The organism is Phreatobacter sp. (genome assembly GCF_052440005.1).
Lineage (GTDB): Bacteria > Pseudomonadota > Alphaproteobacteria > Rhizobiales > Phreatobacteraceae > Phreatobacter.
Map to the genome: position 1 here is coordinate 39,449 of NZ_JBQVQL010000007.1, position 20,840 is coordinate 60,288.

16 protein-coding genes are annotated in these 20,840 nt (G+C 69.9%); 13 read left to right on the plus strand and 3 right to left on the minus strand.

Annotated elements, in window-relative coordinates:
* Together ACT6XY_RS03140 and ACT6XY_RS03145 are read left to right on the plus strand one after the other, a co-directional pair.
* On the plus strand, positions 1-792 hold the full coding sequence (locus ACT6XY_RS03140; protein WP_444746872.1) for an ABC transporter permease: 792 nt from the start codon (positions 1-3) through the stop codon (positions 790-792).
* Between the two features lie 28 nt (positions 793-820).
* Positions 821-1,687 carry a hypothetical protein gene (locus ACT6XY_RS03145; RefSeq protein ID WP_444746873.1) on the plus strand — a complete coding sequence of 289 codons (867 nt, stop codon included), beginning with the start codon at positions 821-823 and terminating at the stop codon, positions 1,685-1,687.
* A gap of 12 nt (positions 1,688-1,699) precedes the next feature.
* Here the strand turns inward: ACT6XY_RS03145 and ACT6XY_RS03150 are convergent, their stop codons facing one another.
* On the minus strand, positions 1,700-3,019 hold the full coding sequence (locus ACT6XY_RS03150; protein ID WP_444746874.1) for a tetratricopeptide repeat protein: 1,320 nt from the start codon (positions 3,017-3,019) through the stop codon (positions 1,700-1,702).
* Between the two features lie 139 nt (positions 3,020-3,158).
* Positions 3,159-4,211: an HD domain-containing phosphohydrolase gene (locus ACT6XY_RS03155; protein WP_444746875.1), complete on the minus strand. Its 1,053-nt coding sequence runs from the start codon at positions 4,209-4,211 to the stop codon at positions 3,159-3,161.
* A 220-nt stretch (positions 4,212-4,431) separates the two neighbouring features.
* Here ACT6XY_RS03155 and ACT6XY_RS03160 point away from each other — a divergent pair, with 220 nt between their 5' ends.
* From ACT6XY_RS03160 to ACT6XY_RS03195, 8 genes are all read left to right on the plus strand, one after another.
* The gene (locus ACT6XY_RS03160) at positions 4,432-7,275 is read left to right on the plus strand and encodes an ATP-binding protein (RefSeq protein ID WP_444746876.1); all 2,844 of its coding nucleotides are present in this window, start codon (positions 4,432-4,434) and stop codon (positions 7,273-7,275) included.
* A gap of 152 nt (positions 7,276-7,427) precedes the next feature.
* Entirely contained in the window at positions 7,428-7,886 is a 459-nt protein-coding gene (locus tag ACT6XY_RS03165; protein WP_444746877.1) for a (2Fe-2S)-binding protein, read from the plus strand.
* A gap of 11 nt (positions 7,887-7,897) precedes the next feature.
* Positions 7,898-10,072, plus strand: coding sequence for a molybdopterin cofactor-binding domain-containing protein (locus ACT6XY_RS03170; protein ID WP_444746878.1), 2,175 nt, complete (start codon positions 7,898-7,900; stop codon positions 10,070-10,072).
* Positions 10,069-10,509 carry a sulfur oxidation c-type cytochrome SoxX gene (gene soxX, locus ACT6XY_RS03175; protein ID WP_444746879.1) on the plus strand — a complete coding sequence of 147 codons (441 nt, stop codon included), beginning with the start codon at positions 10,069-10,071 and terminating at the stop codon, positions 10,507-10,509. The genes ACT6XY_RS03170 and soxX overlap by 4 nt, the downstream gene beginning before the upstream one ends.
* 3 nt (positions 10,510-10,512) lie before the next feature.
* On the plus strand, positions 10,513-10,992 hold the full coding sequence (locus ACT6XY_RS03180) for a thiosulfate oxidation carrier protein SoxY (RefSeq protein ID WP_444746880.1): 480 nt from the start codon (positions 10,513-10,515) through the stop codon (positions 10,990-10,992).
* 3 nt (positions 10,993-10,995) lie between these two features.
* Positions 10,996-11,325 (plus strand): thiosulfate oxidation carrier complex protein SoxZ, encoded by a 330-nt coding sequence (locus ACT6XY_RS03185; protein ID WP_444746881.1) that lies wholly within the window; start codon positions 10,996-10,998, stop codon positions 11,323-11,325.
* On the plus strand, positions 11,322-12,071 hold the full coding sequence (gene soxA, locus ACT6XY_RS03190; protein WP_444746882.1) for a sulfur oxidation c-type cytochrome SoxA: 750 nt from the start codon (positions 11,322-11,324) through the stop codon (positions 12,069-12,071). The genes ACT6XY_RS03185 and soxA overlap by 4 nt, the downstream gene beginning before the upstream one ends.
* A gap of 298 nt (positions 12,072-12,369) precedes the next feature.
* Entirely contained in the window at positions 12,370-13,956 is a 1,587-nt protein-coding gene (locus ACT6XY_RS03195) for an ABC transporter substrate-binding protein (protein WP_444746883.1), read from the plus strand.
* Positions 13,957-13,975: 19 nt separating this feature from the next.
* Here the strand turns inward: ACT6XY_RS03195 and ACT6XY_RS03200 are convergent, their stop codons facing one another.
* Positions 13,976-14,974 (minus strand): GlxA family transcriptional regulator, encoded by a 999-nt coding sequence (locus tag ACT6XY_RS03200; RefSeq protein WP_444746884.1) that lies wholly within the window; start codon positions 14,972-14,974, stop codon positions 13,976-13,978.
* Positions 14,975-15,091: 117 nt separating this feature from the next.
* Here ACT6XY_RS03200 and ACT6XY_RS03205 point away from each other — a divergent pair, with 117 nt between their 5' ends.
* The 3 genes from ACT6XY_RS03205 (at position 15,092) to ACT6XY_RS03215 (ending at position 20,826) form a co-directional block, all read left to right on the plus strand.
* Positions 15,092-15,802, plus strand: a complete 711-nt coding sequence (locus ACT6XY_RS03205) for a DJ-1/PfpI family protein (RefSeq protein ID WP_444746885.1) — start codon at positions 15,092-15,094, stop codon at positions 15,800-15,802.
* 103 nt (positions 15,803-15,905) lie between these two features.
* The gene (locus ACT6XY_RS03210) at positions 15,906-17,135 is read left to right on the plus strand and encodes an ABC transporter substrate-binding protein (protein ID WP_444746886.1); all 1,230 of its coding nucleotides are present in this window, start codon (positions 15,906-15,908) and stop codon (positions 17,133-17,135) included.
* A 223-nt stretch (positions 17,136-17,358) separates the two neighbouring features.
* The gene (locus tag ACT6XY_RS03215) at positions 17,359-20,826 is read left to right on the plus strand and encodes a PAS domain S-box protein (protein WP_444746887.1); all 3,468 of its coding nucleotides are present in this window, start codon (positions 17,359-17,361) and stop codon (positions 20,824-20,826) included.
* Positions 20,827-20,840 lie beyond the last annotated feature (14 nt).

The following is a 20,840-nucleotide window of genomic DNA, read 5'->3' on the forward strand; positions in this document are numbered from 1 at the left end:
ATGGCCCTTTTCGGCTCGCTCTTCTGCCGCCTCGTCCTCGGCCTCGTCATCGCCTTCCTGTTCCTGCCGATCCTCATCGTGCTGACGGTGTCGTTCTCCTCGTCGGCGGTCTTCGCCTTCCCGCCGCCCGGGTTCTCGCTGCGCTGGTACGCATCCCTCGCCAACGCGGATTCCATGCTGCAGGCGGTCTGGCTCTCGACGCAGATCGCCGCCCTGTCCACCGCCGTCTCGCTGGTGCTCGGCACGCTCTGCGCCATCGCGATCACGCGCGGCATGATCCCCGGCGCCAAGGCGGTGGCGACCTTCATGGCCTCGCCCCTCATGCTGCCGGGCCTGGTGCTCGGCATCGCCTTCCTGCAGGCGGCGCGCGATTTCGGCCTGCGCGACACCTACTCGACCCTGCTGATCGCCCACGTCGTCATCACCATGCCCTTCATCATGCGCACGGTGCTGGCCAGCCTGTCGCTGTTCGACTTCGCCATGGTCGACGCGGCGCGCATGCTCGGCCGGTCCTACCCGGCGGCGCTGTGGACCGTGCTGGTGCCGAACATCCTGCCCGGCTTCGTCAGCGGCGGGCTCTTCGCCTTCATCGCCTCGTTCGACAACTATCCCGTCTCGATCTTCCTCGTGGACGTGCGCACCAAGACGTTGCCGATCCAGCTCCTGAACCAGGTGGAGATGTCGCCGGACCCGACGGTCGCCGCCATCTCGGCGCTTCTCATCCTCGGCACCATCGCCGCCCTCATCGTCTGCGACCGGCTGGTGGGCCTGAAGCGGATGGCCTCGATCTAGTCCCGCCAGCAACGCCAGGAGCGCCGCCATGACCGCCGAACCGGGCTCGCGCAGCCTCTACGTGTCGCTGGGCGCGCAGCGCTACCGCGTCGAGCGACCCTTCGGCGCCTTCGACCGCGGGCGCTCCATCGTCAGCGACGTCGCCTGCGACAGCCGCGGCCACGTCTTCGTGCTGCTGCGGCTGGACCCGCTGGTGGACGCGCCGGCGGATCCCGTCGTCGAGCTCGACCCTCAGGGCGGTTTCGTCAGGTCCTTCGGCGCGGAAGACATCCTCGACGCCCACATGCTGGCGGTCGACCCGGAGGACCGCGTCGTCGTCGTCGACCGTGACGCCCATCGCATCGTCGTCTTCGGCTCCGACGGCAAGGTGGTGCGCAGGCTTGGCACGCCGGAACGCCCGGGCGAGACCTTCTCGCACCCCTCCTCCGTCGCTTTTGCCGCCGACGGCAGCTTCTACGTCGCCGACGGGTACGGGGCATCGCGCGTGCAGCACTTCTCGGCGGCGGGCGACCTCATCCGGAGCTTCGGCCGGCGCGGCACGGGGCCGGGCGAGTTCAGCACGCCGCACGGCGTCTGGGTGGCCGGCGACGGGCGGGTGCTGGTGACGGACCGCGAGAACGACCGCCTCCAGGTCTTCTCGGCCGAAGGCGAGCCGCTCGACGCCTGGGCGGACATGCCGCGTGCCATGGACGTGTGGAGCGACGCCGAGGGCTCGGTCTTCGTGACGGATCAGGTGCCGCGGCTCTCCCGCTTCGATCGCGACGGCCGCCTCGTCGGCTCCTGCCGCCCCGTGCTGAACGGCGCCCACGGCATCTGGGGCACCGCCGACGGCACGCTCTATCTCGCCGAGGTCAATCCGAGCCGCATCACGCGCCTGACGCCGGTGGCGGGCTAGGGGCCTGTTCCGTCAGGCGATCAGCCCGCCTCGCCAGGCGCTGTCGCGGGGCGAGGGACGGCGGTGCAGGCGCTCGTCCAGCAGCGCGCGGGCCTTCTCCGCCTCGCCGCCCTTCATCAGCGCCACCAGCAGCGTGTCCTCGAAGACCTCGCGCTGGGCGCCGCTGCCGCCGATCCGCACGACCTCGGACGCCAAGGGCTCGAGGAGGGCGACGCAGGCGGCGTATCGCTCCTCGGCGAAGGCGAGAGCCGCCCTGAACAGAGCCGGCACGACGGGACCCGCCGGCAGCTGTCCGGCCTCGACCAGGCGGCTGGCGGCGTCGATGCGCACGGCGAGCCGGTCGGCGCGGCCGGTCATGGCCTCGGCGAGCCCCAGATGCACCTCGACGAAGGGATGGACGGCGCCCGGGAACCTCTCGCCTGCATAGCGCGCCGCCTCGTCCCAGAGCGGGGCGGGAACGGCGTGGCCATAGGCCTCGAGCCGCCAGAGCAGCGAGACGGAGTCGGTGACGATGTTGATGGGAAGGCCCGCGGAGGCTGCGGGCTGGACGAAGGTCCGATAGATGGCGAGAGCCCGATCCGCGTCCCCGCGCTCCAGTGCGGAGAGCGCCTGGTGCCAGGCGATGTGGCCGTGCAGCACGCCCGTCCGGTCGTAGTCCGGCAGCCAGCCGGCGATGAAGGCATCGGCCTCGGCGCCCGCCCCGTCCTCGAACATGGCGTGCGACACCGCATGGGCGCCATTGGCATTGGCGGGCCTCAGGTGGAAACCCTTCGTCGCAAGGCTCCGTCCGAAGGCCACTGCGCCGTTCTCGGCATGGGACCAGCCGCGATAGGTCAGGAACCACCAGTCGTCGGCGCCGAACTGCGCCGCATGGCGGTCGCAGAGATCGACACGAGCCTGGTCGTGGTCGGCCATGCCGGAAAAGGCGAAGAGCCCGAAGGCGCCGAGGGGAAGCCCGAAGATGAGGACGTCGCGGGGCCAGGCTTCCAGATGGACGAGGACGCGATCGAGGGCCTGGGCGCCCTGCCCGGCGATCGCCAGGGCGAGGGCCTGCACATGGCTCTTCTCCCGGTCCGTGCCGCCTTCCGCCACGAGCTCGGCTGCCCTCGCGATCTGGCTCCGCGCCGCCTCGGGCTCCGCCCGCACGGCATGGGCCCGTGCCAGGGCTGCGCGGGCGAGTGCGAAGTCGGGGTCAGCCTCCACCGCCCTGCCGAGCGTCTCGACGGCGCCGGGCCAGGCGGAGAGAAGGAGGTCGACGCCGGCGCGATAGAGGCTCGCGGCCTCGTCCGACCGGGTGGTGATGGGCAAGCCGCGGCTGTCGGTTTGAACCATGATCGCATTCCAGGAGCGCGCCGGGAGCCGGCCTCTTTCTGGGCCGGCCTACCGTCCGCTATAGCAGCCTGGGCCCCCGCGGTGCATCCGGTGATCCGCTCGCGCGATCACCCGCACGACGTCGGTGCCCGGGAGGGCACTAGCTCCGGGCCTTGCCGTCGGGATCGGCGGAACTGGCGTGGATGGCGAGGATCTCGGTCCAGGCCGCCATCATCGCGTCCACACAGGCGGGGTCGAAATGACGCCCCCGCTCCGCGAGGATGTAGGAGCGCGCCTCCTCGGGAGCCCAGGCCTTCTTGTAGGGCCGCACGGACGTCAGGGCATCGAACACGTCGGCGAGGGAGGTGATCCGGCCGGAGAGCGGAATGGCTTCTCCGGCGAGGCCGAAGGGATAGCCCGAACCGTCGAAGCGCTCGTGGTGGGAGATGGCGATCTCGCCCGCCAGGCGGATGAGCTCGGACGTCGAGCGCTCGAGGATTTCGCCACCCTGCTGGGCGTGCTTCTGCATCTCGAGACGCTCGGCTGGCGTGAGAGGCCCGGGCTTGAGCAGGATCGAGTCGGGAATGCCGATCTTGCCGATGTCGTGCATCGGGGCGGCGATCCGCAGCCGCTCGCAGAACTCGTCGTCGAGGGCGAGCGCCCGCGCGATCTTCTCGGAATAGCGCGACATGCGTTCGAGGTGCTGGCCGGTCTCGGGGTCGCGGAGTTCGGCGGCGCGTGCGAGGCGGGTGACGATCTCGGCCTCGCGTCCGCGCGCGACCTCCATCGCCTTGTGCACCTCGCTGGACAGCCAGGCCGCCTGATCTTTCAGTTTCGCCTGGGCGTCGGCGAGTTGCATCAGGTTGCGGAAGCGCGCCTTGAACTCCGCCGGGTCGATCGGCTTCAGGATGAAATCCGTGGCCCCGGCCTCCAGGGCCTCCAGGCGGACCGAACGCTGGTCGGCGGTGGTCACCATGACGACGGGGGTGTCGGCGAACCGCGGCCTCGACCGGACCAGACGGATGAACGCGATGCCATCGAGATCCGGCATCATGTAGTCGACCAGGATCAGGGTCGGCGCGAGATCGTCGAGCCGGTCGATGGCCTCGGTCGGGCTCTTGAACGTCGTCGAACCCGGTACTCCGCAGGCCTCAACCAGGGACTTGATGACGAGGAGATTGGTCTCCGCGTCATCGACGATCATCACAGGCATGGGCGATCCCGCTCGTTCATCAGCCATCGCTCGGCCGGCGCACCCTATCGCATAGCGCAAAGAGGTAAATGACCTCATCACCACATCCCTGGGTAGCTTCGACCATCAGGGAAAGTGGTTGTTAGCACAGACACAAATATCCGGCCGTGCAAGATCGATCTTTACGCTTGGGGAAGACGGGCATGACAGCGTCCGCCATCTTCGGTCGAGGCAACATCCCATGGCGCAGTCGCAGGTCAGCGCGCAGAAATCCGTCCGGCGTCTCATTGCCCTGGCATCCGCTCTCGGCTTTGCCGTGATCGGGATGATCTGGACCGCAGTGGAAATGGACATCCGCCAGGAGCAGGCCTTCGCCCAGCGGACGGCGAGCCAGACCGCGCAGAACTATGCGCGCCTGTTCGACGAGCATATCCGCCAGGCGATCAACGAGACCGACAACACGATCAAGTTCATCCGCCAGGACTATCTGCGTGGTGGGGGGGCATTCGATCTGCAGGCCTGGGTGACGAACCAATACAGCTTCAAGGAACTGGCGCTGCAGTTCACCATCATCGGGGCCGACGGCCGGATGGAGACGACGACCACGGCCGGGGCAACCCCGCGGGTCGACCTGAGCGACCGGGAGCACTTCCGCGTGCATCTCGATGCGGACCAGGACACGCTGTTCATCAGCAAGCCGGTCCTCGGTCGGGCGTCGGGACGCTGGTCGATCCAGCTGACGCGGCGGATCAGCGATGCCGACGGCACCTTCCGCGGGGTCATCGTCGCCTCGCTGGACCCGTACTACCTGTCGCGCTTTTACGAGACGATCGATCTTGGGAGGGGCGGCGGCATCGCGGTCGTCGGCCGCGACCGGGTCGTGCGGGCCATGGCGGGCCTGACCCGCCAGGCGCTCGGCAGCCGCTACGAAGGCGAAGAAGCCCTTTCCAGGGCCCTCACCGACGGGCTCGTCGTGGAGATGGGCGAGAACCAGGAGCGGGGCCGGGCGACGGCCTACAGGGCGATCAACGACTGGCCGCTCATCGTCGCCGTGCGCGTTGACGACACGGATGCACGGCAGCGCCGGATCGCGACCGCGGCCCAGATGCGACTGATCGCTACGGGCCTCACGGTCGGCGTCCTCGGCGTGATCCTGCTCGGGATCGCCTACTGGCGTCGTTTCGGGTCAGCCCTCGCCGCACTCACCCGGAGCAAGGCTGCGGCCAGGGCGGCGACCAGCGAACTCGCGCTGACCCTGAACAACATGGCGCAGGGCATCCTGATGGTCGACGGCAACGGTCACGTCGCCGTGGTCAACCAGAACGCCCTCGATCTGCTCGGCCTACCAGCCACCTTCACGCGGCAAGGTTTCCCTCTCGAGGTCCTGCTTCTCCACGAACGCGCCACCGGGGAAAGCATCGTGATGGACGAGCAGGGCGGCGCGCCGCCCGATCCCGATCACCTCGCTGTGCGCGAGCACGTCCGAGGGAATACGGTTCTGGAGATCTGCACACGCCACCTGTCCGGCGGCGGCTTCGTCCAGACCTACACGGACATCACCGAGCGCAAGCGCTTCGAGACGGCGCTTCGCGATGCCCGCGACGTCGCCGAGAAGGCGTCCCAGGTGCGGACCGCCTTCCTGGCCACCATGAGCCACGAGATCCGCACGCCGCTCAACGGCATCATCGGCATGTCGTCCATCCTGGAGACGACCGAACTCTCGGCCCAGCAGCGCGGCCACCTGAAGACCATCCACGAATGCGGCGAAGCGCTGCTCGACATCGTCAACGACGTGCTCGACTACGCAAAACTCGATTCCGGAGCGATCCAGCTGGAGCAGACGGCCGTGGACGTGCGGGGACTGGCCACCTCGGTCAGGGAGATGCTCGGCCCGCGGGCGCATGAGAAGAAGCTCAGCTTCGACGTCGTCATCGCCGACGACGTGCCGGCTTCCATCGAGACCGACGGCACGCGCATCCGGCAGGTTCTCATCAACCTGGTGGCCAATGCGGTGAAGTTCACCCTGACGGGCGGCATCATCCTCTCAGTGGGCTCACGCACCCTCGCGGGCGGCCGCCAGGGCCTGCGCTTCTCGATCATCGATTCCGGCATCGGCCTCGCCGAGGGCTCGCACGTGCACCTCTTCAAGGAGTTCTCGCAGGTCGACGCCTCCATCACCCGCCGCTTCGGCGGAACCGGCCTGGGACTTGCCATCTGCAAGCGCATCGTCGACGCCATGGGCGGCGAGATCGGCGTCGAAAGCACCCTCGGCAAGGGCTCGGTCTTCTGGTTCGACGTGCCGGCGCCTGAAGCGAAGGCCGTCGCCCAGCCGGCGGAACGGGCGGCGCGAACCAGGCTGCCGAACCACCTCAGCGTGCTTCTCGTCGAGGACAACGCGGTGAACCAGCAGGTGGCAACGCTGCTGCTCACCGCCATGGGCCACACCGTGACTGTCGCCGACCACGGCCAGGTCGCCCTCGACCTCGCCGGGCGCCAGGCCTTCGACGTCATCCTGATGGACATGCACATGCCGGTCATGGACGGGGTCCGGACCGCCCAGGCCCTGCGCGCCGGCACCGGACCGAACGCACACACCGCCATCATCGGGCTGACGGCCAACGCCTTCGCCTCGGACCGGCAGGCCTGCCTCGACGCGGGCATGGACGACTTCCTCGCCAAGCCCGTCACGCGCGCCAAGCTCGAGGCGGTCGTGGCGCGGCATTCGTCGGCCCCGGCGCCCGCCGAACAGGTGGATCAGGGTGGGGTGGACCTCTCCGTTCGCAACTCCCTGTTCGATGCCATCGGTCCGGAGGTCGGGCAACGGCTCGTCGGGACCTTCGTGGACGAGGCGCGCCGCCTGCTGGCCGACATCCGCACCGCAGCCGACAAGGGCGACGTCACGGCCCTGGAAGGCCTGCTCCACCAGATCAAGGGCGCCGCAGCCAACCTCGGCCATGTCGGCATCGTCGGCCTGACCTCCGTCGCGCCCGCCGAGCTTGCCCAGCCCGCGGCCGCAGTACAGTTCGTCGGCCGGATGGAGGCCTATCTGGCGGCCGAGGAACGGGCGCTGCACAGGGCCGCATAACCCAAGGCGCCGCGGACCACCCGAGACGGCCACCGCCTCTCGACAAAGTGAAGGAGCCCTGCACCAAAGCGGGTTGTGCCGATCGGCCGTCCAATGTGGACTCGTTCCAGACAAGAGCCCGTGCAAGGGCCGGTGGGACAAGGGAGACTGCGGTGGCGAAACTCAACATCAACGGCCAGGTGGTCGACGTCCAGGCGGCGGAGGACACGCCGCTGCTCTGGGCCCTGCGCGAGCATGCGGGCCTCACCGGCACGAAATACGGCTGCGGCATCGCCGCCTGCGGCGCCTGCACGGTGCATATCGACGGCCAGGCGGTGCGCTCCTGCGCCATGCCGCTGAGCGCGGTCACCCCTGACCAGAAGATCGTCACCATCGAGGGCCTGTCGCCGAACGGCATGCACCCTGTCCAGGTCGCCTGGCGCGACCTCGACGTTCCCCAGTGCGGCTACTGCCAGTCCGGCATGATCATGGCGGCGGCGGCACTGCTCGCCGAGAAGCCGAACCCCACTGACGAGGACATCGACGCGGCGATGACGAACATCTGCCGCTGCGGCACCTACAACCGTGTCCGCGCCGGCATCAAGCAGGCCGCCGCGAACCGCCAGGGCTGAGGGAGGCCGACATGACGCTCATCGAGACCACGACCACCTCCCGCCGCGCCGTCCTCAAGGCCGCCGCCGGACTGACCGTCGGCTTCTGCCTGCCGACCGGTGCCTTCGCCCAGCAACCGGCACCCGCGGCAACGCCCGAGATCAACGCCTGGGTCGTCATCCGGCCCGACGACACGGTGGTGCTGCGCATGGCCCGCTCCGAGATGGGTCAGGGCACCCGTACCGGCCTCTGCCAGATGATCGCCGAGGAGTTGCACTGCGACTGGTCGAAGATCGTCACGGAATACGTCACGCCCGGCCAGTCGCTGGCGCGCAATCGCGCCTGGGGCGCCTTCCTCACCGCCGGCAGCCAGGGCATTCGCCAGAGCCACGAATACGTCCGCCGCGGCGGCGCCACCGCCCGCGTCATGCTGATCCAGGCCGCAGCCGACGCCTGGGGCGTTCCCGCGGCACAGTGCACCGCCAAGGACAGCGTCATTACGCACGCCGCCTCAGGCCGTTCCGTGCGCTACGGACAGGTCGCAGCGGCCGCGGCGCGGCTGACGCCGCCCGCCAACGTGCCGCTGAAGGACCCGAAGGACTGGACGGTCATCGGCACCTCGGTGAAGCGTCTCGACACCGCGGCGAAGACCACCGGCGCCCTCGTCTACGGCTCGGACCTCAAGATGCCGGGCATGCTGGTGGCCGTGCCGAAGGAATGCCCGGTCTTCGGCGGCAAGGTGGCATCGTTCGACGCCGCCAAGGTTTCCTCCATGCCGGGCGTGCGCCACGTGCTCAAGGTCGCCGATACCGCGGTGGCCGTGGTGGCCGACACGTTCTGGCAGGCCAAGACGGCCCTCGACGCCCTGCCCGTCACCTGGGACTACGGCCCCAACCGGTCGGTTTCCTCCGAGACCATCGCGGCGCAGCTGCGCGAGGGGCTCGAGGCGCCGGAGGCCTTCGTCGGCAATACCAACGGCGACGCCCGCGCCGCCATTGCCGGCGCAGCGCGCAAGATCGAGGCGGTCTACGACTATCCCTTCCAGAACCACGCTCCCATGGAGCCGATGAACGCCACGGTGGTGTGGACACCGACCCGCTGCGACGTCTGGTGCCCGACGCAGAACGGCGAGGCGGCGCTGGCCGCCACCGCCCAGGCGGCCGGCCTGCCGCAGACGGCCTGCGACGTCCACCGCGTCGACCTCGGCGGCGGCTTCGGACGGCGCACCACCCACGACTGGCTGATCCAGGCGGTTACCATCGCCAAGCAGGTCCCCGGCGTCCCGATCAAGACGCAGTGGACGCGCGAGGAGGACATGGTGCAGGGGCGCTACCACCCCGTGACCATGGCCAAGATGACCGGCGGCCTCGACGCCCAGGGCAACGTGGTCGGGCTGCACATGCGCATTTCCGGCCAGTCGATCCTCTCCTACGTCTTCCCCACGGCGCTGCAGAGCGGCCGCGACCCCGTGCAGTTCCAGGGGCTCAACGCCGGCGGCAACGACAGCCAGATCGGCTATTCGTTCCCCAACCTGCTGATTGACCACGCCATGCGGAACACCCACGTGCCGCCTCATTTCTGGCGGGGCGTGAACCACAACCAGAACGCCATCTACCTCGAGTGCTTCCTCGACGAACTCGCCCATGCGGCGGGGCAGGATCCCCTCGCGTTCCGACGCAAGCTGATGGGCAACCACCCGCGCCATCTCGCCGTGCTCAACGCGGTGGCCGAGCGGATCGGCTGGGACAAGCCGCCGCCGGCCGGCGTCCATCGCGGCATCGCCCAGCAGATGGGCTTCGGCAGCTATGTCGCCGCCGCGGCCGAAGTCTCGGTGAATGCGCAGGGCCGCCTCAAGGTTCATCGCATCGTCGCGGCCACTGATTGCGGCGTCGCCGTCAACCCGCGCCAGATCGAGATGCAGGTGGAGGGCTCCTTCGTCTACGGCCTCTCCGCCCTTCTCTATGGGGCCTGCACCGTGAAGGACGGGCAGATCGTCGAGACCAATTTCGACAGCTACAACGTGCTGCGCATGGACGAGATGCCCCCGGTGGAGACCATCGTCATGCCCTCCGGCGGCTTCTGGGGCGGCGTCGGCGAGCCGACCATCATGGTGGCGGCGCCGGCGGTGCTGAACGGCATCTTCGCCGCCACGGGCAAGCGCATCCGCTCGGTGCCGCTGAAGGACCAGGACCTCAGGCGGGCGTGAGGGCCACCCTCGCCGCCCTGGTGCTCCTCGGCCTCGCCGCAGCCGCGGCGGGGCAGGAGGTCGCTCCCTTCGTCGTCTCCGGCGACGTCGTCGCAGCACCGCTCGGCGGGCTTGCGGGCTCGGCCGAGCGCGGCGGGCGGATCGTGCGTAACCGGGAGACAGCCAATTGCCTGATCTGTCACACGATCCCCGATGCCACCGAGGCGTTCATGGGCGAGGTCGGGCCGCCGCTTGCGGGGGTCGGCGCGCGCCTCGCGGCCGGCCAGATCCGGCTCAGGCTGATCGATCCGACGCTCGCCAACCCTGACGCGGTGATGCCGGCCTATCATCGCACAGCCGGCCTCGTTCATGTCGACGCGCGCTGGCGCGGGCGACCGGTCCTCTCCGCACAGGACATCGAGGACGTGGTCGCCTATCTGTCCGCCCTGAAGGAGTGAATGATGCCCAAACCTCCGTCCGACCGGCCAGACCTCCTGACGCGACGCGGCGCCATTGCCGCAGCCGCGGCCGCCGCCCTCGTTCCCGCCGCCGCTTCGGGCCAGACGGCCCCTGCGGAAACCTTCGCCGCCGCCGAACGGGCGATCCTCGCCGGCCGCGAGCCGGCAGCGTCGGGCCTCTCCATCGAGATGCCGCAGCTCTCCGAGAACGGCAATGCGGTGGACATCGCCGTCAGGGTGGACAGCCCGATGAGCGCCGCCGACCACGTCGCCCGCATCCATGTCCTCGCGGACAAGAACCCTGTGCCGCGGGTGGCGACCTTCCACATCGGCCCGCAGGCCGGCCGCGCCGACGTTGCGACGCGCATTCGCCTTGCGGAGACGCAGACCATCGTGGTGCTGGCAGAGACGAGCCGCGGCGTCGTCCATCGCGGGGCCCGTGAGGTCATCGTCATTCTCGGCGCCTGCGTCGACGGAGGCTGAGCCATGGCCAATGCCACCCTGCCCGCCCGCATCACCATGCCGGCAGAGGCGAAGCGCGGCGAGATCGTCGAGATCCGCGTTCTCGCCCGCCATCCGATGGAGCGGGCCATCGACGCCCCCGGCCTCAGGCCCGTCGCGCGCAAGATCATCCACACCCTGCGCGTCAGCCAGGAGGGGCACGAGCTCTTCCGCATGGAGCTGTCGTCCGGCATCGCCGCGAATCCCTATGTCGCCTTCACGATCCGCGCCGAGCGGAGCGGCGAGCTCGTGTTCGAATGGATCGAGGACGGCGGCGTCACCTATGAGCGCCGCCAGGGCTTCACCGTGACATGAGGGCGGCGATCGCCCTCGCCCTGCTCCTCGCCGCAGTGGCGGCCGGCGCCGGCGAGGTGCGTGCGCCGGCGGCGTTCCTGTCCCCGGACCTCAGGGCGCTGCAGGACGACCCCTCGCGGCATCCCGGCTGGCTCTGGGTGGATTCCGGCGAGGCGCACTGGCGCGCGCCGCCGGCCGGCGGACGCCCGTCCTGCCAGGGCTGCCACGGGGACATCGGCGGGATGCGCGGCGTTGCGACCCGCTATCCGCAGGTGGCCGAGGACGGACGCCTCCTCAACCTCGAAGGCCGTATCGAGACCTGCCGCAGCCGCCACCAGCAGGCGCCGGCCTACGGCTACGAAAGCGAGCCGCTGCTCTCGCTCACGGCGGCCGTCGCGCTGCAGTCGAGGGGGCTGCCGACGGCGGTCGCCACCGACGGACCGGCCGCGTCCTTCGTCGCCGAGGGCCGGCGGCTGTTCGAGACGCGCATGGGCCAGTTCAACCTTTCCTGCGCCCAGTGCCACGCGGAGAATGTCGGCCGGCGGCTGCGCGGCGACATCATCTCCAGCGGCGTCGGCACCGGGTTCCCGGCCTACCGGCTCGAATGGAACACCATGGGGTCGCTGCACCGCCGGCTCCGGGCCTGCTCGCTCGGCGTCAGGGCGACGCAGTTCTCGCTGGGGTCACCGGAATACCTCGCGCTCGAGCTCTATCTCGCGGCGCGGGCGCAGGGCCTGCCGATCGAGGCGCCCGGCCTCAGACGCTAGGAGGCCCGGACCGAAGGGTTCCCGTCTGGCCACGCGCCTCACACACATCAAACGTTATCTTCATACCACCGCCAGCGGCAATCTCCGCAGCGGATCCGGCGTTTTTCACAGTCTATATTTGGAAAAATACGCCTTCACCGTGAAATCACTCGCTGAAACTGGTATTTTTTTCAGTCTCTCCACGCGTTTCATTTCGGCCGGGCGAAGCCGACTTGCGGCATTATTGTCGGGACAGTGGACTTTACAGAGAAACCTCGCCCTCCCATCCTGCGCCCTCCCCCGTTCATGAGGTGCTGCCATGGCCCGTCAGTTTTCTCGCCGCCGCTTTCTCGCCACCTCCGCTGCCGCCTTCGCCGCACCCTCCCTGTCGCTGGCGCAGGGCGCCAACGTCCTGAAGTTCGTGCCGCAGACCGACGTGGCGGTGCTCGATCCGGTCTGGACGACCACCTATCCGACCCGCGACCACGGCTACATGGTCTTCGACACGCTGTTCGGCATGGACGGCCAGTACCGCATGCAGCCGCAGATGCTCGCCGGCGCGACCACCGAAAGCGACGGGCGGGTGTGGACGCTGACGCTGCGCGACGGGCTGAAGTTCCATGACGGTTCGGCCGTCCTCGCGCGCGACTGTGTCGCCTCGATCAAGCGCTGGGGTGCCCGCGACGCCTTTGGCCAGGTGCTGATGGCGGCGACGGACGAGCTTTCCGCGCCCGACGACAAGACCATTCGCTTCCGCCTCAAGCATGCCTTCCCGCTGCTGCCCGACGCCCTCGGCAAGGCATCGCCCAACATGTGCGCGATGATGCCGGAACGGCTGGCGAACACCCCGCCGATGGAGCGTGTCACCGAGATGGTCGGCTCCGGCCCATACCGCTACCTCGCCGGCGAGCGGGTTCCCGGCGCGCTGATCGCCTACCAGAAGTTCGACGGCTACGTGCCGCGCTCCGGCGGCACGCCGGACTGGACGGCGGGGCCTAAGGTCGCCCATTTCGAGCGGGTGGAATGGCGGATCATGCCCGACCCCAACACGGCCATGGGAGCCCTGAGGGCGGGCGAGATCGACTGGTGGTATTCCCCCGACGCCGACCTGCTGCCGGCGCTGAAGGCCATGCGCGGCGTTTCGACCCGCGTCATCGACCCCACGGGCTGGATCTCCACCATGCGGCTGAACCACCTCGTGCCGCCCTTCGACAATCCTGCGATCCGCCGCGCCGTTCTGTCGGCCGTCACCCAGTCGGACTTCATGGAGGCGCAGACCAGCGACCGCGAGCTGTGGAAGGACGGCGTCGGCATCTTCTGCCCGGGCACGCCGATGGCGACGGAGGCCGGCATGGCCGCGATCACCGGACCGCGCGAACTGGAGAAGGCGAAGGCCGCCATCGCCGCGGCAGGCTACAAGGACGAGAAGGTCGTGGTGCTCGGGGCGGCGGAGATCGCCAGTTCCAAGGCCCTGTCGGACGTCGGCGCCGACCTCCTGAAGAAGCTCGGCTTCAACGTCGACTACCAGCTCTCGGACTGGGGCACGGTGGTGCAGCGGCGCGCCAAGACCGATCCCGTCGACCAGGGCGGCTGGAACGTGTTCCACACCTTCTGGAGCGGCACCGACCTGTTCACGCCGGCCGGCCATGCCTTCCTGCGATCCCACGGGCGCAATGCCGCCCCCGGGTGGCCCAGCATCCCGGCCATGGAGCAGATGCGCGACGACTGGTTCCGGGCCCCGGACGCCGCCGCGCAGGTGGCGATCGCCCGGCGGATGCAGGAACTCGCCTTCCAGGAGGTGCCCTATATCCCGCTGGGCCAGCGGTTCTTCCCGACCGCCTTCCGCAGCAACCTCACCGGCATTCTCAACGGCAACCCGGTGTTCTGGAACGTCCGGCGCGGGTGAGCGGGAGGGGGGAGCCGCCTCAGGCCGGGACCTGGCGCGTCGGCGCGGGTGATGCGGGCGGGGCTGCGCCGAACTGCATCCGGTAGTCCTGGGGGCTGACGCCCAGCCGCCGCCGAAAGGCCCTGCGCATCCGTTCCTCGTCGAGGAAGCCGCATTTGCGGGCGATGTCCTTGATGCTGTGACGGGTCTCCTCCAGGGCGCGGCGGGCCGCCTCGAGGCGCATGTCCTCCACCACCTTCGCCGGCGTGCGGCCGGTGCGCGCGGTGTAGAGCCGGGCGAAGGTCCGGGGGCTCATGGCGACGCGCCGGGCCAGCGTCTCCACCCTGAGGTCGGCGTCCAGGTGGTCCTCCATCCAGCGGTGCAGCGGCTCGAAACCGTCGTCGTCGGCCTCCTGCAGGGCCAGCGGCACGCTGAACTGCGCCTGCCCTCCGGAACGCTTGAGGAACACGACCAGCCGCTTGGCGACCCGGATCGCCTCGGCGTGGCCGCGGTCCTCCTCGATCATGGCCAGCGCGAGGTCGATGCCCGCGGTGACCCCGGCCGAGGTCCAGATCGAACCGTCCCTCTCGAAGATGGCGTCGGGAGAGACGGTGAGTTCGGGGTGGCGGTCCTGCAGGAGCTGGCACGAGCCCCAGTGGGTGACGACCTTGCGCTCCTTCAGTAGCCCGGCCGAGGCGAGGACGAAGGCGCCCGTGCAGACGGAGCAGAGGCGCCGGGTGAGGCCGGCATTGTCCGCCAGCCAGCGGACGAGCTCCGGGTCCTTCGCCGCCTCGTGCACGCCGGGGCCACCGACGACGAGGAGCGTGTCCACATCGCCGACCTCGTGCAGCGACCGCGTCATGATCTCGAGCCCGGACGAGGTGCGAACGAGGCCGCCGGCGACGGAGGCGACCGTCAGGCAATAGGGGGCCGCCTCACGGGGAGCCGTCTCGCAGGAGATCTCGAACGCCGCCAGCGGACCCGACAGATCGAGGATCAGGGCGTCGGGAAAGACCACGAAGACGACGTGACGCTGCACTGGCCTGTCCTTCGAGAGGGTCGCATTCCCGCGTGGCAGGAAAGGAGGGCAGAATGTCGTTTCCGCCGCCTCCTGTCATGGCCAAAGTGACCGCGTGCACCACGGACGGAGGCCATCTTGACGACACCCCCTCTGGAGATCGGGCTGCTGTTCTTCCCCGGCATGACCCAGCTCGACGTCACCGGCCCCTTCGAGGTGCTGGCGCGGCTGCCGGGGGCGCGTATGCACCTCCTGTGGAAGCGCATCGAGCCGATCACCAGCGACGTCGGCCTCATTCTCATGCCGACCACGGCCTTCGCGGACTGCCCCCGGCTGGACGTGCTCTGCGTCGGCGGCGGTCCCGGCCAGATCGCCGTGATGGACGATCCGGAGGTCATGGCCTTCGTCGCGAAAGCCGGCGCCTCGGCCCGCTACGTCACCTCCGTCTGCGCCGGAAGCCTGATCCTCGCCGGTGCGGGTCTGCTGGACGGCTATCGCTCGGCCTGTCACTGGCTGTCGCGCGACCAGCTCGCCCCCCTGGGCGCCATCCCCGTGGCGGAGCGCATCGTCGTCGACCGCAACCGCATCTCCGGCGGCGGCGTGACGGCGGGCATCGATTTCGCGTTCCAGCTGGCGGCCGAACTGTGCGGCGAGGAGGTCGCGCGGCGGCTCCAGCTGCTGCTCGAATACGACCCGCAGCCGCCCTTCGACACCTCCGAGCGCAGCGCGCCGCCCGAAGCGCTCGCCGCCATCCGCCAGGCGGCGAGGCCCATGCTCGATGCGCGGCGGGAGGCGGGGGAACGCGCCATCGCCCGCCGCAGCACCGCGTCCGCCGACGCGCCGTTCTAGGGCGCCGACGCCAACGCCCTTCCGGACGAGCCTAGCCCGTCCTCTGCATGCCTGAGGCCCGAGCGGCCGACGGATGTCGTCAGCACCGTCCAGGAGACCCGTCATGCCCCGACCCAAGCTCGCTCCGCTGATCGCCGCATGCCTCCTGTGGGCGGCGGCCGCGACACCCGCCCTCTCGCAGGTCTCCGACGAGGCGGTGCGCATCGGCGTCCTCAACGACATGTCCGGGCCCTATGCCGACATCACCGGCCGTTCGAGCCTGATCGCGGTGCAGATGGCGGTGGAGGATTTCGGCGGCACGGTGCTGGGCCGGAAGATCGAGGTCCTCTCGGCCGACCACCAGAACAAGCCCGACGTCGGATCGGCCATCGTCCGCCGGTGGTACGACGAGCGCGGCGTCGACGTGGTGGTCGGCCTCGGCGCCTCCTCGGTCGCCCTCGCCGTGCGCTCCTACACGCGCGAGATGGGGAAACTGGACATTGCGACGAGCTCCGGCTCGTCCGACCTCACCGGCACCGCCTGTTCGCCGACCGGCTTCCACTGGATGCACGACACCTACGCCCTGGCCAAGACCCTGGCGACAGCCGCCGTCCGCAACGGCGGCAATTCCTGGTTCTTCGTCACGGCGGACTATTCCTTCGGCCACGTGCTGGAGCGCGACGCGGCGCGCTTCGTCGAGGCGGCCGGCGGGACCGTGCTGGGCCGGGTCCGGGCGCCCATCAACTCGACCGACTTCTCCTCCTTCCTCCTGCAGGCGCAGGCCTCCGGCGCGCGCATCATCGGCCTCGCCAACGGTGGCAACGACACCATCAACACGATCAAGACCGCCCGTGAGTTCGGCATCGTCGGCGGCCGGGGGAACCAAAGCCTGGCAAGCCTCCTGCTGATGATCACCGACGTCCATGCGCTGGGGCTGGAGGCGGCTCAGGGCATGCTGCTGACGGAGGGCTTCTACTGGGACCAGTCGGACGAGGCGCGCGCCTTCTCCCAGCGCTTCCTCGCCCGTCGCAACCTGATGCCGAACATGATGAATGCCGCCGACTACAGCGCGACGCTGCACTATCTGAAGGCCGTGCAGGCGGCGGGGACCGACGAGCCGCGGGCCGTGGCGGCGGCGATGCGCAGCCTGCCGATCAACGACGCGACGCTGAAGAACGGCCGCATCCGCAGTGACGGGCGGGTGGAGCGAGACATGTACCTGTTCCGCGTCAAGGCGCCGGGGCAGTCCCGCTCACCCTGGGACCTCTACGAACAGGTCGCGACCGTCGCCTTCGCCGACGCTTTCCGTCCCCTTTCGGAAGGCGGTTGTCCCACCGCGGTCACCTCCCGCTGAGGCGCTGCGGCAGAGATCCCCTGTCCGAGATCAACCCGCTGTTCCCGGGGGTTTGACGGACAGGGGATTGGCTTCGGAACAAATGGCCCTGCCGCACGTTCATGGGCGCGTCGGGGGGCAGTCCGCCCCAGCACAGGCGCGCGGGACGGTCCGACACGGCCCCCTCCGCGCGAGGGGGCCTTCAGCGTTGGACAATCCCAAGTTCTTGGCCGGCGGCGGCCCGATGGGCGAGCGCATCCGCAGCTTCGACTGGTCCGCCCATCCGCTGGGAGCGCCCGCGGGCTGGCCCCCGAGCCTCCGGTCGGCCGTGGCCATCTGCCTGAACTCGGCCTTCCCCACCGCGATCTACTGGGGGCCCGACCTCCTGCTGATCTACAACGACGCCTGGGCGCCAATCCCCGGCGAGCGCCATCCCTGGGCCCTCGGGCGGGCGGGCGCGGAGGTGTGGTCGGACATCTGGCCGGTGGTGGGGCCGCAGCTCACGCGCGTGCTGGCGACGGGCGAGGGGTTTTCCGTCTTCGACCAGATGTTGCCGATGCACAGGTCCGGCCGGGTCCACGAAACCTACTGGAACTACAGCTTCACCCCGATCCTCGACGAGGACGGCCGGGTCGTCGGCATCCTCAACCAGGGCAACGAGACCACCGACCGCCTGCTCGGCCTGCGCCGGCAGGAGTTCAAGCTGAAGCTCGGGGACGCGCTGCGCCAGGAGAGCGACGGACGCGCCATCATGCTGGCCGCGGCGACGGCGCTCGGACGTCATCTCGGCGCCCAGCGCGTCGGATACGGCGAGGTGCTGCAGGACGACGCCACCGTCTCCCTCGACGTGTGCTGGGCGGAGGGCGTGCAGCCGCTGTCGGGCCGCTTCCCGCTCGACAGCTTCGGCGCCGAGAACATCGCCCGCCAGCGCTGCGGCCTCACCCAGAGCTGTGACGACGTGCTCACCGATCCCGGCCAGGACGCCGCCGTCTGGGCCGCGATCGACACGCGCGCCTATGCCTCCGCCCCGCTCATCCGCCACGGCCGTTTGTCGGCGTCGCTCTACGTCAACTTCCGCGAGCCCCATGCCTGGACCAGCGAGGAGATCAGCCTGATCGAGGAGACGGGTGCGCGAACCTGGGAGGCTGTGGAGCGCGCCCGCGCCGAGGACGACCTGAGGGAGAGCGAAGCGCGGTTCCGCAACATCGCCGACAGTTCGCCGATGATGATGTGGGTGACGGACGCCTCGGGCTACTGCACCTATCTGAACCGACTCTGGTACGAGTTCACCGGCCAGACGCGGGAGGATGCGGAAGGCTACGGCTGGCTCGGGGCGACCCATCCCGACGACCGCGCGCGTGCCGAGGACGTGTTCCGCGAGGCCAATGCTGCGCATGCGCCGTTCCGGCTGGAATATCGCCTGCGACGCGCTGACGGCGCCTATCGCTGGGCGATCGACGCCGCGGCTCCGCGATTCTCGCCTTCGGGCGAGTTCCTCGGCTATGTCGGCTCGGTGATCGACATCGACGAGCGCCGCAGCGTCGAGGAGGCGCTGCGGCAGAGCGGCGACTTGCTGCGACAGAGCGAGGACCGCCTCCGCACCCTCACCAACGCGATCCCCTCCTTCGTCTGGTTCGCCACGGCGAACGGCGACATCCATTACCTGAACGAGCGCTGGTACGCGTTCACGGGCCAGAGCCCGGCGGAAGCACTCCCCAACGGCTGGATGGCCGCGCTGCATCCTGACGACGTGGAGCGGACCGCGGTGGCCTGGGAGACGGCGCGGGCCGCGGGCGAGCCCTATCGCATCGAGATGCGTTACCGCCGCGCGGACGGCGCCTATCGCTGGTACGTGGCACAGGCCGAACCGCTGCGCGACGCTGACGGCGCGGTCACCGCCTGGTTCGGGACCTCCACCGACGTGCACGAGCAGCGCCTGGCGAAGGAACGGCTCGAACTCGCGCTGGACTCCGGCGCGATCCAGGGCACCTGGGTCTGGGACGTGCCGGCCGATCGGGTGACGGCCGACGAGCGCTTCGCGCGGACCTTCGGCATCTCCATCGAGGACGCACGGGCCGGCTTCCCGATCGCCCTGGCAGTCGCGGCCATTCACCCGGAGGATCAGGCGCTGGTGCGCGAGGCGATCCAGGGGGCTCTGGACGGGGGCGGCAGCTACCGGTGCGAGTATCGGGTCAGGAACAGCGACGGCGTCTTCCGCTGGGTGGAGGCAAGCGGCAAGGTGGAACTCGCCGCCGACGGCAGCCCGCTGCGGTTCCCCGGCGTGGCGGTGGACGTGGAGGCGCGGCGGGTGCTGGAGGCCGACCGGGACCGCGCAACCTCCCTGCTGCAGGCCTTCTTCGACACCTTCCCGGGGGCTGCCTACGCGAAGGACCTGACCGGGCGCATCCTGCTCGGCAACCGCGGTTTTGCCGAGGCCACCGGCACGCCGCCGGAGTTGTTCCTCGGCAAGACCGACGCGGACGTCATGGCGGACCAGGAGAAGGCCCGCGCCATCATGGAGAACGACCGCCAGGTCATGGCGGCGGGGATCGCCCGGCAGGTGGAGGAGGACATTGTCCAGCCCGATGGGGCGCTGACGCAGTGGCTGTCGATCAAGACGCCCCTGCGCGCGGGCGACGGATCCGTGGTCGGGCTGGTGGGTGTCTCCCTCGACATGACCGAACGACGGCAGGCCGACGACCGCGCCCGGCTCCTGGCGCGCGAGGTCGATCATCGCGCCAAGAACCTCCTCAGCGTCGTGCAGTCGGTGGTGCAGCTCACCAAGAGCCCGGACGTCGCCTCCTTCAAGGCCGCCGTCAGCGGGCGCATCCATGCCCTCGCCCGCGCCCACAGCCTGCTCGCCGAGAGCCGCTGGCAGGGCGTCAATCTCGACACGCTGGTGCGCGAGGAGCTGGCGCCCTTCTCCCGGCCCGGCGCCGACCGCATCCATATCGAGGGGCCGTCCCTTCGCCTTCGCCCGGCGGCCTCGCAGGCGCTCGCCCTCGCGCTCCACGAACTCGCCACCAACGCCGCGAAATACGGCGCCCTGTCGAGCGAGCACGGCAGCCTCGACGTGTCCTGGCGCCATGCGGGACCGGCTGCCTCGCGCACGCTGGAACTGATCTGGCGCGAGCGCGGCGGGCCGCGGGTCCAGCCGCCGGGCCGCAAGGGCTTCGGCTCGACCGTGATCCGCACGTCGGTCGAGCGCCAGCTCGGCGGCGAGGTGCGGCTCGACTGGGACCCGCAAGGACTCTTCTGCCGCATCGACGTGCCGGCGGAGGAGCTGGAAGCCATGCTCCCGCCGGCGCCGCCGGAGGCTCCCGAGGCAGCGGTCAGCATCGCGCCCCCGCGGGTCTCCGGCCAGCAGGTCCTGATCGTCGAGGACGAGGCGCTGATCGCCATGGAACTCGAGCAGACGTTGATCGAACTCGGCTGCGAGGTGGCGGGCCCTGCGGGCTCGTGCGACGCCGCACTGGCGATCATCGCCGAGCGGACGCCTGACATCGGGGTGCTCGACGTCAATCTCGGCCGCGAGACGAGCCGGAGGGTGGCCGAGGCGCTGCAGGCCCTCGGCGTGCCCTTCATCTACTGCACGGGCTATGCCGAGCCGCTGGAGGATGGAGCGCCGCAGGCCGCGGTGGTGATCCGCAAGCCCTTCGACGCGAAGTCGCTCGGCGACGCCATCCGCCGCATTTCCGAGACCGCCGGCTGAAGACGCCGGCGGCC